Origin of the sequence: Vibrio ezurae NBRC 102218, from assembly GCF_000467185.1 — a bacterium.
GTDB classification, from domain to species: domain Bacteria; phylum Pseudomonadota; class Gammaproteobacteria; order Enterobacterales; family Vibrionaceae; genus Vibrio; species Vibrio ezurae.
Genome location: NZ_BATM01000022.1, coordinates 12,196 through 29,345 on the forward strand (window position 1 = coordinate 12,196; position 17,150 = coordinate 29,345).

A 17,150-nucleotide genomic window follows, 5' to 3' on the forward strand; every position below is an offset into this window, starting at 1 on the left:
CAGTCGGCATTGGTTTCGTTCGTCTAACGAAAAGGAAATGCCTTCGTGTCTCAAATAAATAAAACTCCAATTGTTCTTACTATTGCTGGCTCTGACAGCGGTGGCGGTGCAGGTATTCAAGCCGATATTAAGGCCATCTCTGCCACAGGAAGTTACGCCTGTTCGGTGATTACCGCATTAACTGCGCAAAACACCCAAGGTGTAAGCGGTATCTTGCCGATTTCTGCTGAGTTTATTGAACAACAGCTGGATGCGGTATTTACCGATTTAGACGTGGTGGCGGTAAAAGTGGGCATGTTAGCCGAAGCGGCGCTGATTGAAGCGGTGGTGAAAAAGCTCAAACAATACCAACCTAAATACCTAGTGGTTGATCCTGTGATGGTGGCGACGAGTGGCGATTTATTACTGCAACAATCGGCCATTGCAACTCTAAAGACTCAGCTACTGCCACTTGCTGATGTGATCACGCCTAATTTGCCCGAAGCGGCCACCTTGTTAAATCAAGAGTTACCGACGACTGAATTGCAGATGAAGGCGATGATAGAAGATCTGCGCGCGTTAGATTGCAAAGCAGTGTTGCTAAAAGGCGGCCACTTAGAAAGTGAATCAACCAGTACTGATCTGCTCATTACTGCCGATAAAGTAGAAACTTTTACCGTAGAGCGCATTAACACACAAAACACTCACGGCACGGGCTGCACTTTATCATCGGCGATCGCTTCGTACTTGGCGCAAACCGAGGACTTAATTGCGTCGGTTTCGTTAGGGAAAGAATATATTTCTAACGCAATTGCGCATGCCGATGAACTTCATATTGGTAAAGGACACGGTCCTGTACATCACTTCTACGCACTAAACACTAAGTAATCGACTCATGCAAAGTCATTCTTCTCAAGATGGTGTTTATCCGGTTGTTGAACCGAACGCGCAAGGCATAGTGATTAATAACGGCAGTTTGCAGTTTGCTGATGCCGATGCTCCGTTATTTAGCCAGCTCAATTTGACCTTTAAACAAGGCAGTTGGAGCAGTGTGTTAGGTAAAAGTGGCTGTGGCAAAACCAGTCTATTGCGCCTTATGGCGGGATTGTTACCTAACAACGTGCATTGGAGCGGTACGATCCACAGCAGTTTTGCCAATCCGTTGTCAGAGTCCATCGCTTATATGGCGCAACAAGACTTATTGATGCCGTGGCTGACGGTGATAGATAATGTCTGCTTTAGTGACCGATTCGCTTCTACAAAACTGACCAAAGCACAACAGGCACAACGAAAACAGCAAGCCAGTGTTTTGCTAGTTAAACTAGGTTTGTCTGGACAAGAGCAGGTGTATCCAAGGCAGCTATCTGGCGGCATGAAGCAGCGCGTGGCCCTTGCGCGCACACTAATGCAAGACAAGCCCATCGTTTTGATGGACGAACCATTTTCGGCGCTAGATGCGGTAACGCGCTATCGCTTGCAAGATCTGGCTTGCGAAATGCTAGCGGGAAAAACCGTCGTGCTTATTACCCACGACCCTCAAGAAGCGCTTCGTTTAAGTAACCGCATTTATCTGATGCAATCCTCTGAAAGTGTAGAAACCGTTGCCGTCCCTGTCGGGGATGCCCCTCGTCTTATCAGCGCTGAAATGGCGCAACTGCAACAAAGCATTATTGAGCAATTAGGAGGCCGAGGTGAGTAAACCTGTCGTGGTTCAGCAAGGCTTAACCAGTCGCGTGAAAGCCAATTCGTCTATGGTGTTTCGCTTGGTGGTTTCGTGCTTAGTGGTGCTAGGCATTTGGCAAGCCGTGGTAACGTTTTTTGATTTACCTAGTTTTATTTTGCCTGAGCCGGCGGCAGTGTTTAACCGCTTAGGCACGCGCAGTGATGTGTTATGGCAACACACCATTATTACTTCCCAAGAAATCATCTTAGGTTTGATTTTAGGGTTAAGCATGGGGCTGATGTTTGCGCTGCAAATGTTGCTGTTTGAGCCTTTGCGCCGCTGGTTATTGCCTATTTTGATTGCCTCACAAGCCATTCCCGTATTTGCCATTGCGCCCATTTTGATGCTGTGGTTTGGCTATGGCATTGCCTCAAAAGTGGTGATGGCGGCGCTGATTATCTTTTTCCCAGTCACCACCTGTTGTTATGACGGATTGCGTAATACGCCGAAAGGATATCTAGATTTAAGCAAAACCATGGGCGCCTCTCGCTGGCAACAACTAACACAAGTAAGACTGCCTGCGGCAATGCCGGCATTAGCGTCCGGCATCCGTGTTGCGGTAGTGGTGGCGCCGATAGGTGCCGTAGTGGGTGAGTGGGTAGGCTCTAGCGCCGGTTTGGGCTATTTAATGCTGCAAGCCAATGCTCGCATGATGATCGATGAGATGTTTGCCGCGCTGTTTATTTTGGCGCTGATCTCCGTCACCTTGTATTTCATCACCGACCGATTACTCAATAAATTTATCCCGTGGCAGTTCGATTAACTGCTGCTATTTATGTCATTAAGGAAGAGACATGACCTCGTTTAAAACAAAATTCAGCGCAGTGTTAGCAAGCGTTGCACTTTTATTTAGCAATGCGGTTTTTGCTAAAGAGAAACAACTGACGTTAATGTTGGACTGGTTTGTAAACCCCAATCATGGGCCAATTGTGATTGCCCAGCAAAAGGGCATGTTTGCCAAAGAAGGCTTAAAAGTCACTATTCAAGAGCCTGCCGACCCGAGCGTTCCATCAAAGCTTGTGGCGGCGAACCAAGTGGATCTTGCCATTTCCTATCAACCTTCGTTTTTGATTGATGTGGCATCAGGTTTACCTTTGGTGTGGAGCGGCACGTTACTGGCAACCCCTTTAAATACTTTGACGGTATTAGACAACAGTAAAATTAACACGCTAGCGGATCTAAAAGGAAAAACCGTCGGCGTGTCCGTTTCTGGCTCTGACGAAGCCATTATTGGTCGCATGCTAAAAAACGACGGCGTTGATTTCTCGGACATTAAAATTGTGAATGTTGGATGGGCGCTTTCTTCATCGTTAGCGTCGGGCCGCGTTGATGCTATTTGGGGCGGAATGCGCAACTTTGAATCGCACCAGTTAGAGCTTGAAGGGTATAAATCCAAGAGTTTTTACCCAGAAGAGCACGGCATTCCTCCCTACGATGAACTGATGTTTGTAGCCAATGCTAAGCACTACGATAAAGACGCTATTACTCGCTTTAATAAAGCCCTTGAGTTAGCCACTCAATACATTGTCAATCATCCAGAGCAAGCATGGAAAGAGTTTGTGGCCTACAACCCTGACACTCTGGACAACGAATTAAACCATAGAGCTTGGTTAGATACCTTAACCCGCTTTGCACTGCGTCCTTCGGCGATGAATAAACAGCGCTATGACGACTATAGCCACTTTATGCAACAGCTTAATATTATAAAAACGATCCCGGATAGTAATAGCTATCTTATTGATTTTTAACCTGTAATAATTATTTCAAGGAAAAGGAACCCTAATGAAACGATCTATCTCGACTTTGCTTGCGTTACTGGCAACCACTTCTGTTTTATTTAGCCCATTATCACTTGCCAGTGATAGCGCCAAAGCCAAAGACAAAGAGCTCACGTTAATGCTGGACTGGTTTGTGAACCCTAATCACGGCCCAATTGTTATCGCCCAAGAGCGCGGTTTGTTTAAAGCGCAAGGCTTAAAAGTGAATATTCAAGAGCCGGCTGATCCTAGCGTTCCAGCCAAATTGGTGGCGGCGAACAAAATCGATCTTGCGGTATCTTATCAGCCAACGCTGACCATTGATGTGGCGGCAGGACTGCCTTTGATTCGCAGCGGTACTTTGGTTTCTACGCCGCTCAATACCATGATGGTGATCGATAACGGTAAAATTAACTCACTCAAAGATCTGAAAGGCAAAAAAGTGGGTATTGCCATTGCCGGCAACGAAGAGGCGAGCATTGGCACTATGCTGCGCTCTGCAGGTTTGAAATTCTCGGACGTTGAAATTGTAAACGTAGGTTGGGCGCTGTCGTCGTCGGTAGCTTCTGGAAAAGTAGACGCTATTTGGGGCGGATTTAGAAACTTTGAAACCAACCAATTGGCTATTGAAGGCTATAAAGCGAAAGCGTTCTTCCCTGAAGAGCATGGCGTACCGGCTTATGATGAATTGGTTTTTGTGGCTAATGCCAATAGCTATGACGCAGATGCGTTAAAACGTTTTAACCACGCTATTGAGTTGGCGACACAATATATTGTCAATCACCCAGAGCAAGCTTGGAAAGAGTTTGTTGCGTACAAACCAGATACGCTAAACAACGAGCTTAACCGCCGCGCTTGGGAAGATACTTTAACTCGATTTGCTCTGCGTCCAGCCGCGGTTGATCGCCAGCGTTATGACAACTATGCACAGTTTATGTTTGACAATAAAATTATTGGTAGCGTGCCAAATAGTGCCAACTACCTACCTAGTTTCTAAGGCAGTCCAATGAATACAGAGCAACTAATTCAAGCTTGTCAGCAAGAGTGGCAAGGTTATATTGAGCATGATTTTGTACATCAGCTTGCTGATAGTACTCTTGAGCATGAAGTGTTTTTACACTATTTAAAGCAAGACTTTTTGTTTTTAATCCAATACTCAAGAGCGTATGCGCTCGCCATTTACAAAGCCAAAAATCTGACTCAGATGCGCAGTGCGTTATCCAGTTTGCATGCACTGCTGGATGCCGAGATTGGCCATCATGTGGATTTTTGTGCGAAATGGGGCATCAGTGAGCAAGAGATGGAAGCGGAAACCGAAGATTTCGGTACGGTCGCTTACACTCGCTACGTACTGGATACAGGCAGTGCGGGCGATCTAACGGATTTGTACACAGCATTAGCGCCCTGTGCCATCGGTTACGGTGTGATTGGCAAGAACTTGATTGGTCGCGAGAGCACCAAACTAGAAGGCAATCCGTATCGCAGTTGGCTGGAAATGTATTCTGACCAAGAGTTTCAGCAATCAGTGGTAGAATGCACGGCCAATCTTGATGATCTTATCAAAGATATTGAGCTTGATAGTGCTCGTGGCAAAGAGCTTATTGAGATATTTAGAACGGCCACTCGTATGGAAATTGCGTTTTGGGAGCAAGGTTACAACGTGCTTAAATAAGGTTGTAACGCCATTACATAAGGTGATTAGACAATGGATAAAAATCAAATAGCAGCCAGTTTACAAACTCTGCGTGACAGTAAACCGCTAGTGGTAAACATCACCAACTATGTGGTAATGAACAACACCGCAAACGCCTTGTTGTCTATTGGTGCTTCGCCAATTATGGCGCATTCGGCGCAAGAAATGGCCGAAATGATGAGTTTTGCAGGCAGTTTAGTAATCAATATTGGTACGCTAGACAGTGTGTGGATCCCACGTATGTTGTTTGCAGTAGAGCAAGCCAATATCAACGGCAAAACGGTAATCCTTGATCCTGTAGGTTGCGGCGCAAGTACGCTCCGCACCGAAGTGTCGCGTCAAATTGCCGAGCAAGCCGACCAATTGATTATCCGTGGTAACGCCTCAGAAATCATTGCTTTGGCAGGGGAGCAAGCGCAGTCAAAAGGTGTGGATGCACTAGATAGCAGCGACTCTGCGGTCAACGCCGCCAAGTTCTGCGTTGAGCACTATGGCGCAAACGTGGTGATCTCTGGCGCGAGTGATTATGTCGTGACTCAGCAAGCCACTTATAAGCTCGATAATGGTCATCAAATGATGCCTTATGTAACGGGTATGGGCTGTTCGCACACCGCGATCACGGGTGCATTTGCTGCCATTGGCGAAGTGACAGGTCTCGCCGCTACCGCTATTTTAGGGGTGGCAGGTGAAATCGCCGCTGAGAAATCAGCCGGTCCTGGTTCACTGCAAATGAACTTGTTAGATACCTTGTATCAGCTAGACACAGATACGGTTTTGTCTCGTTTAAAACTGCAAATTGTATAAGGACGCAGCATGAACCCTTATGAGCTCTACTTTGTGACCGATGATCACCAAAATCTTGACGCCCTGTGCACTGTGGTAAAGCAAGCTATTGCCGGTGGCGTCACTATGGTGCAAATTCGTGAAAAACACGGCGATGTGCGTGCATTTATCGAGCGCGCCCGCGCGGTAAAAGAGGTGATGGCGGGCAGTGGTGTACCGCTTATTATCAATGATCGCGTTGATGTTGCACTTGCTGTTGATGCTAGCGGGGTTCATTTGGGGCAGTCTGATATGCCTGTAGAAGATGCCAGACGTTTACTGGGTAAAGACAAGTTGTTGGGCTTATCGGTGGAAAGCGAGCGCCAACTGCTAGAAGCGCAGTCTTTGCCTGTCGATTATTTGGGTGTCAGCGCTATTTTTGCCACGCCAACTAAAACCAACACCATTAAACATTGGGGTTTAGCAGGGCTACAAAGCGCGGTTGAAACGTCAACCAAACCGCTGGTGGCGATTGGCGGCATTAACGAGAGCAATATCCAAAGTGTGGCAAAAACAGGCGTTGATGGTGTCGCACTCGTGTCGGCCATTTCGGCGGCCAGCAATCCTACTTTGGCAAGTCAGCAGTTATTGGCGAAGATGCGCTCAGTGTCTTAGCCACTATAAAAATGCAGTCTGGCGTAAAATAAGCTATTCACGAAAAATAAAAAGAGGGTTGCCTAGTTATACTTGGCAACCCTCTTTGTTTTCGTGCGATTGAGTTTATTCTTGTACGACTTTAATTGGTTTTTTCTGACGGCGTTTGCATTGCGGCACTCTAGGGCAGACAGAGCCTCTTGAGCAGATGAGCCTAGCTCTGTTATCTATGCCGCGCTCAATCCAGTTAATATTTAAAATTCTGCCCACAGTGAGTAGCAACTCTTTAATGTCTTTCGGAATAGGCCCAGTGCCGCCGTTATCGATGCAAGATTGCTTAAGCCTTTGCGCCACATCAATAGCGTTAAACCCTTGTGCGGCAATGGCTGGGTTTAAATCAAGGCCGCTGCATAATACATGCGAGTTGCCGGCAAAATCTTTGACCTTAACCGATTCACAGCAATAAATATGCGGTACATCGTTTTGCATCAAAATGGAGATTTGCGCCACGCTCACATTAAAGTCAGTGTCTTTGGTGGTCATGCGAAAAACCGCCCAATGCTGACACGGATCTTCGACCATCTTCATATTTCCCCAAGGCAGAGGGATCCCATTTCCGCGATACACCGCTTTGAGTGTCCCCGGATAATAAGCGTCAAAATAATGCCAGTGAGGGTAGGGTGAGACCGCAGTCATACGTCGCATTGCAATCGATTCGGAAACGCCCGCGAGCTTGCAAACGCTGATGTCATAGCCGTTTCTATCAAGCAACTGGCGAAAAGGCACTCTCGGGCAAAGCAATGCACCGGCGAAGAAAGAACATTCAAAGTCGCGCCATGCATGCAAAATTTTGGTGGAGTCCAATTCAGCGGAACTGGTAGGCTGATTTTCATCTCTTACGCCGTAGCTTGGCTTGCTATCGGACATGAGTTTACTTTTTTCACCATCCCCTTGGTGGAGCACCTTATGCCCAATATTTACCGCCAGATCGTATTTAAGGCGGATGGGATCTTTCTTCAAAATGCTATTCACATGAACAATGTTGGGCGCTTCAAAATAGGAGCGAACCACTCGCTGTTTTTTGTCGCCACTCTCTTCAATCACGCTTTGCGGCAGTTCCTTAAACCACTTTACGTTAAGCCCGATATCGGTGCAGATCTCTAGCAGATCGTCTACTGACAACGGCATCCTCTTTTGCCCAATATCTTCAGCTGCGCGCTCTAAATCAGGAAAGTGATTTTGATTGTGCTCTTGGTGTGCGCGAATCAATAGGTGGGCAAATTGACGACCCGTTGTGCCAGTTTGTGCCAACATTTCTGGGATGGCAATTTGTAAAATTTCGTGGGAAAACAAAAAGCTAGGCTCAAGCGCCATACCTGTTACGCCGCCTCTAGTGCCTTTTTCTGGAACCAACTCACTTTGCTCACTTGCATCATCTAAAAACCAATTGACTGGCTTTTGAAACACCTTAGCGACTACCTCTAACATCTCTTCACTCGGGACTCGCTTACCTCTTTCAATCATCGAAAGATACGATACCGATGGTGCGGATTCTGGGTTTAATTTCACGCATCGAGAAGAAAGGTCATCGAGAGTGAGATGGTTTCTTTTGCGCAAATTACGGATCTTTGTACCGAGAAAGTGCGACTGCCTGAACAAACTGGTTTTTGTTTTCATATTTGTAAAATTTACACTGTGTAATTTTTATTGTGAAATTCTAGTTAAATCTTAGTTAAAGTAAATGTGTCTAGAGTAAATATTCGACAGCAATAACAAATTGAATGTTGAGTTTGCAACAGCAGCAATGGAAAAGCGCTTCAATCACTATCACGAGGAATACAGCCATGAATCTACCAATGACTAAGGAATGCCAGATACAGCAAGGTTTTTGCCAATTTGTTAATACTGAAGTGCTGCCACTTGTGGGTTTGAATGTCGAACAGTTTTGGGGCGATTTTACTCAACTAGTGACAGAACTGACCCCCATAAATCAAGCCCTCTTGGATACTCGTGCAAAAATGCAGCAGCAAATAGACCAGTTTCATGCCAGTCATCGCTCCTTTAACGCAGAGCAGTACCGACACTTTCTCAGTGAAATTGGCTATTTAACAGCTGAAGGCGAAGACTTTTGCATTGAAACAGAGAACGTTGACGAAGAGATTGCCAACATTGCCGGCCCGCAACTGGTGGTGCCAATTAAAAATGCGCGCTTTGCGCTGAACGCGGCCAACGCTCGCTGGGGAAGTTTATACGACGCGCTATATGGTACGGACGTAATTGCGCAATCTGAACCAGGCATGAAAGCAGGAAAAAAATATAACCCAGCTCGGGGCAAACACGTGATTGCGTATGCTAAAGACTTTTTAGATAGAGTGTTCCCTTTAGATCAAGGTTCGCATCACGATGTAGAAAGCTACACCATCTATTTCAATAGTTTACTGGCGCACTTCCCTGACGGGACACACACCGGACTTAAACAGCCTTGTCAGTTTGTTGGTGCGAGTGATCCAGAGCGAGAGCCAACGTCGATTTTACTTAAAAACAATGGCTTACATGTAGAAATTATCATCAATCGTCAAGGAAAAATAGGCAAACACGATTTGGCACATATTGATGACATTAACATTGAATCGGCAGTTTCTACCATCATGGATCTGGAAGATTCCATTGCGGCTGTCGATGGCGACGACAAAGTCGATGCTTACCGAAATTGGTTAGGCTTGATGACGGGCTCGTTAAGTGCTTCTTTTGAAAAAAATGGCGTAACACAAATTCGTCGTCTAGAAGGCGATAAAAGCTATAACGGCCGCAGTGGTGAAGATTATAACCTGCACGGTCGCTCGCTGTTGATGATTCGTAATGTAGGGCACTTGATGACCAGTGACTTAATGACGCTAGACAATGGAGAGCAAGCACCAGAAGGTATCATTGATGCGGTAATAACGGCTTTGATTGCCGCAATTGAAATTAAAAATCCTGAGCAATGCCGAATGAAAAACAGCCGCGCCGGAAGCATTTATATCGTAAAACCAAAAATGCACGGCCCGGAAGAAGTAGCGTTTTCTTGTGAGTTGTTTGATCGCGTTGAGCGCATGTTAGGGCTTGAGCCAAACACCATCAAAATTGGCATTATGGACGAAGAGCGCCGCACTTCATTGAACTTAAAAGAGTGTATTCGCGCCGCAAAATCACGCGTGTTCTTTATCAACACCGGCTTCTTAGACCGCACTGGGGATGAAATTCATACCAGCATGCAAGCTGGCCCGTTTTTACCTAAGCAAGAGCTTAAACACCAAACTTGGATTGATGCTTACGAGAAAAACAATGTCTCTACGGGTTTAAATACTGGGTTTGCGGGTAAAGCGCAAATTGGTAAAGGCATGTGGGCAATGCCAGATGAAATGGCGCAAATGATGGAGCAAAAAACCGCTCACCTTGAAGCAGGCGCAACTACTGCTTGGGTGCCATCACCAACGGCCGCCACTTTGCACGCTTTGCACTATTTGGAGATAGACGTAAAACAGCAGCAACAACGTTTGTCGGCGAACAACGAAGATTACAAACGTGGCATGTTAAATATCCCTCTTATGGCACAAGAAAACGAACTAACCGAACAAGATGTGATTCGAGAGCTAGAGAACAACATTCAAGGCATTCTTGGTTATGTCGTGCGCTGGATAGAGATGGGTGTGGGCTGTTCTAAAGTGCCAGATATTAACAACACGGCGTTAATGGAAGATAGAGCGACTTTAAGAATTTCCAGTCAACATATCGCAAACTGGTTAAAACACGGCATTTGTACCTCAAATCAAGTTAACGATGTTCTTGAGCAGATGGCAGCCACCGTCGATGCGCAAAACCAAGGTACATCGGGGTACTTACCAATGACGCCAAATACAGACACTAGCCATGCATTTCAATGTGCTAAAGCCTTAATTTTTCAAGGTGCTGAGCAGCCAAACGGCTATACAGAACCACTACTTCATGAGTACCGCCTACAAGCAAAACGATAATTCAACACATAGCCAACTGAATAACTGGAGAGAACCATTATGGATAATTACAAATCAGTAATAGAGACAGCAAAAGGCACCATTGAGCAACAAGGGCAAACGTGGGCGGCAATCAATCCTGAATATGTCGCGCGCATGAGGCTACAAAATCGCTTTACCTGTGGGTTGGATATCGCACGCTTTACCGCCAAAATCATGCGTGAAGACATGCAAGCGTACGATGAAAATAACGCTAATTACACCCAATCTTTGGGCTGCTGGCATGGCTTCATTGGCCAACAAAAAATGATCTCAGTGAAAAAGCATTTTGAGACAACTCGCGGTCGTTATTTATACCTATCCGGTTGGATGGTGGCGGCAATGCGCTCAGAGCTAGGTCCACTGCCGGACCAATCTATGCACGAGAAAACCTCAGTGCCAATGCTAATCGAAGAGCTGTATACCTTTTTAAAGCAAGCCGACGCTCGTGAGCTTAACCACCTTTATAAAGCGCTCGACAAAGCGCGCGCAGAAGGTGACGCTGTCACGGCTCAGTCTGTGCAAAATCAAATCGATAACTTTGAAACTCACGTTGTGCCTATTATTGCGGATATCGATGCAGGCTTTGGTAACGAAGAAGCCACTTATTTGCTAGCGAAGAAGATGATTGAGGCAGGTGCGTGTTGTATTCAGATTGAAAATCAGGTGTCTGATGCTAAGCAATGTGGTCACCAAGATGGCAAAGTAACGGTTCCACATGAAGACTTTTTAGCGAAAATCAATGCAGTTCGATACGCATTCTTAGAACTTGGCGTAGATGATGGCGTTATTGTAGCCAGAACAGACTCCCTTGGCGCAGGCTTAACTCAGAAAATCCCTGTGAGTCAGAGCGAAGGTGATCTTGCCGATGTGTACAACTCATTCATTGATGGCGAAGAAGTGACTAAACTTGAAGAACTTGCCAGTGGTGAGATGGTGATCAAGCAAGGCGACAAGTACATCAAGCCAACGCGCCTACCGAATGGTCTAGTGCGCTTTAAGCCCAATACAGGCGAAGATCGCGTAGTGTTAGATTGCATTACCTCGCTGCAAGATGGTGCCGATCTATTATGGATTGAAACAGAAAAACCGCACGTTCAACAAATTGCAGGCATGGTTAACCGAATTCGAGAAGTGATTCCGAATGCGAAACTGGTGTACAACAACAGCCCGTCATTTAACTGGACGCTAAACTTCCGTCAGCAAGTGTTTGATATGTGGCAAGAGCAGGGCATGGACGTGACTGCTTATGAACGTGAAAAACTGATGAACAGCGTCTACGACGAGTCGGAGTTGGCAAGAGAAGCGGACATCAAAATCCAAAACTTCCAACAAGACGCAGCCCGAGATGCAGGTATCTTCCATCACTTGATCACCCTGCCAACTTATCACACAGCGGCATTGTCTACGGACAATCTAGCCAAAGACTACTTCGGTGAAATGGGCATGTTAGCGTACGTTAAAGGGGTACAACGTAAAGAGATTCGTCAAGGACTGGCTTCGGTGAAACACCAAGACATGTCTGGTTCGAACATAGGTGATGATCACAAAGAGTATTTCTCTGGTGACCAAGCACTGAAAGCATCGGGTGAAAACAACACCATGAATCAGTTTGCTTAGTGAGTGATTAGATTGAAGTAATAGAGGATAATAAACAGCATTATAGTGAGAAGGCTCGCTATAACGCTGTTTTTGTTTTTGTTTTTGGTGTGGAGGTTTAGTGAGTTCGTATGTAGTTTATCCACAATGAGCCGAGTTCATAGAAAGTTATGTTTTATTTGTCCGTATCAGTACTATCTGTGTCAGCACTATTTTTAACAGAAATACGGTTATTTTCTAAGGCAATGGCTTCTTGTTGAGCCGCGATGATTTTTAGCGTGGTATTGATGTCTTTCGCTATATTAGACAGCCAATTCGTCATGCATTTCGGTCTTTGGTGAACGGATGGATTATGTCGTAGAACCTTAGGCTCTTTAACATGATTAATGGTAATTGCTTTATCAGAAAAAACCATTTGCACATGGCATTTTCTTAGCGACATTTCGAAAGAATCTGGAGTTTGATTAATGATATCCCATTGGCGTTCGGACACTAGCTCTAATAACTTGAGTTTGGTGTTTAGTCGGTTTTGATTAAACTCAGAAAGTGAAATTGTTTTGTATGGTTCCCAAGTTAGATTCTTGTCTGTTGCCGCCTGTGCTGTACAGCAGATTAGCAAGCTAATTAGGGTGATAAACCTTGTCATAATATTAGCCTTTGATAGTAAAAAACAAAGAATCGTAACATTATGTAACAGACTGTCAATGGTGAATTCTGTACAACTAAAAACTCGACACTGAAGAAAAAACTGTGTCTTATATTCACCGTTATGTTGCGATTAGTCGTATTATTGATGGTGACTTGTCATGGTAGAGTAAATGCGAATGAACATAGCTATTTACATTTATAATCAAGCAGAAGTTCTTGATTTCTCGGGCCCGTTCGAAGTCTTCAGCACCGCAAAGAGGCTAGGGGCTGAAAACCTAAATGTGTTTCTAGTGTCAGAAAGTACGAAGCCCGTTATCGCTAGAGGCGGCTTTAAAGTACTGTCTGACTACACAATATACGATCATCCCAAGATTGACGTACTAGTGGTTGTCGGTGGGGAGCATAGTCTTGAGATGCATAACTCCATTACGTTAAGTTGGCTAGCATCGGTTGCGCCGTTTACAAACGAAGTTGTATCAGTATGTACTGGGGTATTTCTGCTCGCCCAAGCTGGTATTGTCAAGGATGCGACAGTGACAACACATTGGGAAGATATCCCCGATTTAATATCACAGTTTCCAAGTCTAAATGTCATTACGGATCAACGTTGGGTTACATCTGGAAAATTCACTACGTCAGGTGGTATTTCGGCTGGCATCGATATGAGCTTACATCTGCTATCAAAACATTACGGTAAATCGTTTGCCAAGACAGTAGCAAAGCAAATGGAGTACAACTGGCAGGAATCCACAGACTGACTTAGCAATTTTAATTGAGAGAGTTAAGGCCATAATAAGCTGCCTGTACTTACTGATTTATACTTTACGACCTTTCATCATCTAATTCACTGTTTGACGCTTAACAAAAGCTTTTTTCCTGTATTAAAGCCCTCAAATGTTAGGTTTGTGTATTCAGTTAGGCGCACATCGTGAGATAATGTCTCTCTTTGTTAGCGTGTATCGCAAATTTTCGTAAGCCTTTTGCATTCCCTGTTCTTCGTTGGAGGGCGTGTTTATAGCAAAAAGGTTTAGTATTATGGCAAGCGTTGCTTGCTATTTAATTCGGTGTGAAACGACACAAGTGACACGTACTGAATTAAGTAAAGAAATAATCAAGTTAGGTAAATATATGAACGATAAAGTGTTTCAAATTTGGCATCAGAAACGAGAGCAAGGTTTCTTCAGTTGGCTTTCTAAGAGCACTCTTGGCTCTTTTGCTTTCTATTTAGTGTTTAGTATCGCTTTTCAATATTCTTCTATCGGTGAGCAGGGTATTGCGTCATTTGTGAAGAGCCAGTGGGTGAATTATGTATTGTTTACTGGGCTAATGATTGTTGCAAATGGGTTGCTTTGGCTTTATCGCGAATCCAGCTATAAGAAAGAAGCTTGTCGTAGAAATATCATGTAATGAATAAGGATTAAGCGTTGCACCTGTGACGCTTAATTTTTATTGTCAAACACCAAAACAGATAGTAACGAATGTCTAATTGCTCCCATATTTTTACCTATGTAAGGCAAGTTTTTGCTAAGGGTAAAATTTTTGGGGAACAGAGTTAGGTGTAATGCTTCTCATCGCCTACAATCGATTGCACAAGCAACAATCATGATGACGGTTGAAAATTTAATGAGAGGCAGTAATGGCGCGACTTAATTTGGTTTCGAGTGACACTTTAGGAGACTCAGGTGATTTAAACTTGAAACTAACCGCTTTAAAAAAGAGTTACGCAGACACGCCAAACCCAAGTTTAGAGCAACGAAGACAGCGCTTATTACTACTCAAACAATCAATATTAGAGCAGCAGTCACAATTGGTCTTAGCACTGGCAAAAGACTTCGGCAATCGCTCTGAGTTTGATTCTGTCCTGTCTGATATTATTCCAACCATTAATCACATCAAATACACGTTAAAAAACCTCAATCGATGGGCAAAGCCGTCGAAGCGACATGCAGGATTAATGCTGTTTCCTTCAAAAGTAAAAGTTGAGTATCAGCCTCTTGGAGTTGTAGGTGTTATTTCGCCGTGGAACTTCCCGGTAATGTTGAGCTTACCGCCAGTTGCTACAGCCATTGCAGCAGGCAATAAAGTGATGCTAAAGCTCAGCGAATTTACGCCTGCGACCAATGAAGTGCTCATTAATATCTTGTCTGTGTTAGATGATGAAGTAGTGGTGATACAAGGCGGAGCGACGATTGCCGCGAATTTTAGTGCATTGCCTTTTGATCATTTACTGTTTACTGGTTCAACATCCGTTGGTCGTATGGTCGCGCAGGCGGCGGCTAAAAATTTAACGCCCGTTACGCTGGAATTAGGTGGTAAATCGCCAGTGATAATCGCGCCTGATGCGCAGTTAGATAAAATCATTGATTCAATTGTGTTTGGAAAATGCGTCAACGCAGGACAAATCTGCGTCGCACCAGATTATGTACTGATTGATCAAAACAGAGCCGATGAATTTGCCGAGTTATTTGCCCAGCGTTTTAACCATTATTTCGCTGAAGATCTCAGCCAGTTCAGCCATATTATCAATCATCATCAATACCAACGTTTACAACGATATATCGAGCAAGCGAAAGCGACTGATGGCGTGCGTGTCATCGAAGTTGCGACCCGTAAAAGCATCACAGAACAAAACCAGTTATTGCCACATCTTATCTTTAATCCGAGTGATGATTTAGCGGTGATGAAGGAAGAAATCTTTGGTCCCATTTTACCCATCATCACCTATCAAAAAGTCGAAGAGGCGATAAAGTATGTGAATGCTGGTGAGCGCCCCTTAGCGCTATATGTTATGAGTAATGAACAACCGACTGTTGATTATATTTTGGCAAATACGCATTCTGGAGGAGTGGCGGTTAATGACACTATTTTTCATGTCGCGGCCGAAGATGCACCGTTTGGTGGGATAGGGCATTCTGGGATGGGGCGATATCATGGCGAAGAAGGATTTCGAACCTTTAGCCATGCTAAAACCATATTGTACACGCCGAGTTATTTACCCAGATCTCGGTTAATTTTGAAATATCGTAAGTGGGTATTGTCAGTTATGAGGAAGTGGTTTGTCAGGTAATTGATGGAAACATTACCTAAATTGCAACGCCTTATCGGACAGATTCGAAAGCGCTTTAAAGCGAAATTTTAATAAGGAAATATGAAATGAAATTGTATGAGTCGGCGGCGACGCCAAGCTGTAGACGTGTTTCGATTTTTCTCAAGCTGATTGGGGCTGAGGTTGAACGTATTCAAGTGGATCTAAAGGGCGGTGAAAACATTACCCCTGAGTTCCAAAACAAAAGCGCTAGCGGCACTGTGCCAGTATTGGAGTTAGACGATGGTACTTACATCAGTGAGTCTGTCGCGATTTGTCGTTACTTTGATCATATTGTGCCTAATCAGGCGAATCTATTTGGCGCGCCAGGCGTGCAGAGTGCACAAGTTGAAATGTGGCACCGCATTGTAGAGTTCCAAGGTTTGATTGCCGGTTTTCAGGCATTTAGAAATATTACCGGTTTTTACTCTGATCGAGAGAACTGTGTGAGTGAGTGGGGTGAAGAGTCAAAAAGCCGTGCAATTGCGTTTTTGACTAAGCTCGACAATAGACTGGCACATTCTAGCTATCTTGCCGGAGGTGAGTTGTCTGTTGCTGATATCACTGGGTTTTTATTTGTGAACCTAATGAAAGGTGCATTTAGCGTCGAGATTGAAGAGCAGTACTCTCATATCCAAGCCTGGCACAATAAACTTGGTGCTATGCCTGAGTTCCAATAGCAGTTAGAATGTCGCCAATTAACGAGCATAGCTCGAAAACTTAAGTTGGAAATGCAGTGGATCACTTAGAAGAAGAAATCGAAATTGAAGCAATTGGTGTTGAGGTGTCAACTCAACCTGTTGAACTTTACAAGGTACTAAAGATTGCCGATGCAGTCAGTGGTGGCGGTGAAGCGAAACAAGCTATCAGCCAAGGCTATGTCGCCGTGAATGGCGAAATTGAAACCCGTAAACGTCGTAAACTCGTTGACGGTGATTTGGTGCAATTTAATGAAGAATTCTACCTAGTAATCTATGTTGATCCGGCTGATGTTGTTGAAAGTGATTATGCAGATGATATGGCAGCAACAGATTACGACGCTGGCGATCAAGGTTATGACGATGAGCCGGAATATGTCGAAGAGCATTTTGCCGGCAACCACTCTGACGCTAAAGTGCAGACTCAAGTTGCAGAAAGTAATGAAGACGATGACAGTGATAAAAACGCTAAAACAGGGCGTAAATCCATCAACTTCTTTTAATTTCGGCGATAATCACGA

At 44.6% G+C, this 17,150-nt stretch carries 17 protein-coding genes; 15 read left to right on the forward strand and 2 right to left on the reverse strand.

What is annotated here, in order from left to right; translation table 11 throughout:
• Positions 1-45: 45 nt before the first annotated feature.
• From thiD to thiE, 8 genes are read left to right on the forward strand one after another with little or no spacing between them, the layout of a single operon-like run.
• Positions 46-867, forward strand: coding sequence for a bifunctional hydroxymethylpyrimidine kinase/phosphomethylpyrimidine kinase (thiD, locus tag VEZ01S_RS08945; RefSeq protein WP_021713713.1), 822 nt, complete (start codon positions 46-48; stop codon positions 865-867).
• A 7-nt stretch (positions 868-874) separates the two neighbouring features.
• Positions 875-1,678, forward strand: coding sequence for an ABC transporter ATP-binding protein (locus VEZ01S_RS08950; RefSeq protein ID WP_021713714.1), 804 nt, complete (start codon positions 875-877; stop codon positions 1,676-1,678).
• A 34-nt stretch (positions 1,679-1,712) separates the two neighbouring features.
• Positions 1,713-2,465 carry an ABC transporter permease gene (locus VEZ01S_RS08955; protein WP_439654007.1) on the forward strand — a complete coding sequence of 251 codons (753 nt, stop codon included), beginning with the start codon at positions 1,713-1,715 and terminating at the stop codon, positions 2,463-2,465.
• A gap of 31 nt (positions 2,466-2,496) precedes the next feature.
• Positions 2,497-3,450: an ABC transporter substrate-binding protein gene (locus tag VEZ01S_RS08960; protein WP_021713716.1), complete on the forward strand. Its 954-nt coding sequence runs from the start codon at positions 2,497-2,499 to the stop codon at positions 3,448-3,450.
• 34 nt (positions 3,451-3,484) lie between these two features.
• Entirely contained in the window at positions 3,485-4,456 is a 972-nt protein-coding gene (locus tag VEZ01S_RS08965; RefSeq protein WP_021713717.1) for an ABC transporter substrate-binding protein, read from the forward strand.
• Between the two features lie 9 nt (positions 4,457-4,465).
• Positions 4,466-5,131, forward strand: a complete 666-nt coding sequence (gene tenA / locus VEZ01S_RS08970) for a thiaminase II (RefSeq protein WP_021713718.1) — start codon at positions 4,466-4,468, stop codon at positions 5,129-5,131.
• 33 nt (positions 5,132-5,164) lie between these two features.
• Complete coding sequence (thiM, locus tag VEZ01S_RS08975; protein WP_021713719.1) at positions 5,165-5,956, forward strand: hydroxyethylthiazole kinase; 792 nt, start codon at positions 5,165-5,167, stop codon at positions 5,954-5,956.
• Between the two features lie 9 nt (positions 5,957-5,965).
• On the forward strand, positions 5,966-6,589 hold the full coding sequence (thiE, locus tag VEZ01S_RS08980; RefSeq protein WP_021713720.1) for a thiamine phosphate synthase: 624 nt from the start codon (positions 5,966-5,968) through the stop codon (positions 6,587-6,589).
• Positions 6,590-6,694: 105 nt separating this feature from the next.
• Here thiE and VEZ01S_RS08985 read toward each other — a convergent pair whose 3' ends face one another.
• Positions 6,695-8,245 carry a DUF3612 domain-containing protein gene (locus VEZ01S_RS08985; protein WP_084621691.1) on the reverse strand — a complete coding sequence of 517 codons (1,551 nt, stop codon included), beginning with the start codon at positions 8,243-8,245 and terminating at the stop codon, positions 6,695-6,697.
• 167 nt (positions 8,246-8,412) lie between these two features.
• Between VEZ01S_RS08985 and VEZ01S_RS08990 the strand changes: the two genes are divergently transcribed.
• Together VEZ01S_RS08990 and VEZ01S_RS08995 are read left to right on the forward strand one after the other, a co-directional pair.
• On the forward strand, positions 8,413-10,581 hold the full coding sequence (locus VEZ01S_RS08990) for a malate synthase G (RefSeq protein WP_021713722.1): 2,169 nt from the start codon (positions 8,413-8,415) through the stop codon (positions 10,579-10,581).
• A gap of 39 nt (positions 10,582-10,620) precedes the next feature.
• A complete protein-coding gene (locus VEZ01S_RS08995) occupies positions 10,621-12,219 on the forward strand; it encodes an isocitrate lyase (RefSeq protein WP_021713723.1) in 1,599 nt (532 codons plus the stop codon).
• A gap of 154 nt (positions 12,220-12,373) precedes the next feature.
• Here VEZ01S_RS08995 and VEZ01S_RS09000 read toward each other — a convergent pair whose 3' ends face one another.
• Positions 12,374-12,844, reverse strand: a complete 471-nt coding sequence (locus VEZ01S_RS09000) for a hypothetical protein (protein ID WP_021713724.1) — start codon at positions 12,842-12,844, stop codon at positions 12,374-12,376.
• 178 nt (positions 12,845-13,022) lie between these two features.
• On the opposite strand from VEZ01S_RS09000, the gene VEZ01S_RS09005 reads away from it, so the two are divergent.
• The 5 genes from VEZ01S_RS09005 to VEZ01S_RS09025 all read left to right on the forward strand — a co-directional run bounded on the left by VEZ01S_RS09005 (position 13,023) and on the right by VEZ01S_RS09025 (position 17,132).
• Positions 13,023-13,604: a DJ-1/PfpI family protein gene (locus VEZ01S_RS09005; RefSeq protein ID WP_040890576.1), complete on the forward strand. Its 582-nt coding sequence runs from the start codon at positions 13,023-13,025 to the stop codon at positions 13,602-13,604.
• Positions 13,605-13,974: 370 nt separating this feature from the next.
• Positions 13,975-14,253, forward strand: a complete 279-nt coding sequence (locus tag VEZ01S_RS09010) for a hypothetical protein (RefSeq protein WP_040890577.1) — start codon at positions 13,975-13,977, stop codon at positions 14,251-14,253.
• A 229-nt stretch (positions 14,254-14,482) separates the two neighbouring features.
• On the forward strand, positions 14,483-15,913 hold the full coding sequence (locus VEZ01S_RS09015; RefSeq protein WP_021713727.1) for a coniferyl aldehyde dehydrogenase: 1,431 nt from the start codon (positions 14,483-14,485) through the stop codon (positions 15,911-15,913).
• Between the two features lie 86 nt (positions 15,914-15,999).
• Positions 16,000-16,611, forward strand: a complete 612-nt coding sequence (locus VEZ01S_RS09020) for a glutathione S-transferase family protein (RefSeq protein WP_021713728.1) — start codon at positions 16,000-16,002, stop codon at positions 16,609-16,611.
• Positions 16,612-16,667: 56 nt separating this feature from the next.
• Positions 16,668-17,132 carry an RNA-binding S4 domain-containing protein gene (locus VEZ01S_RS09025; protein ID WP_021713729.1) on the forward strand — a complete coding sequence of 155 codons (465 nt, stop codon included), beginning with the start codon at positions 16,668-16,670 and terminating at the stop codon, positions 17,130-17,132.
• Positions 17,133-17,150: the final 18 nt, after the last annotated feature.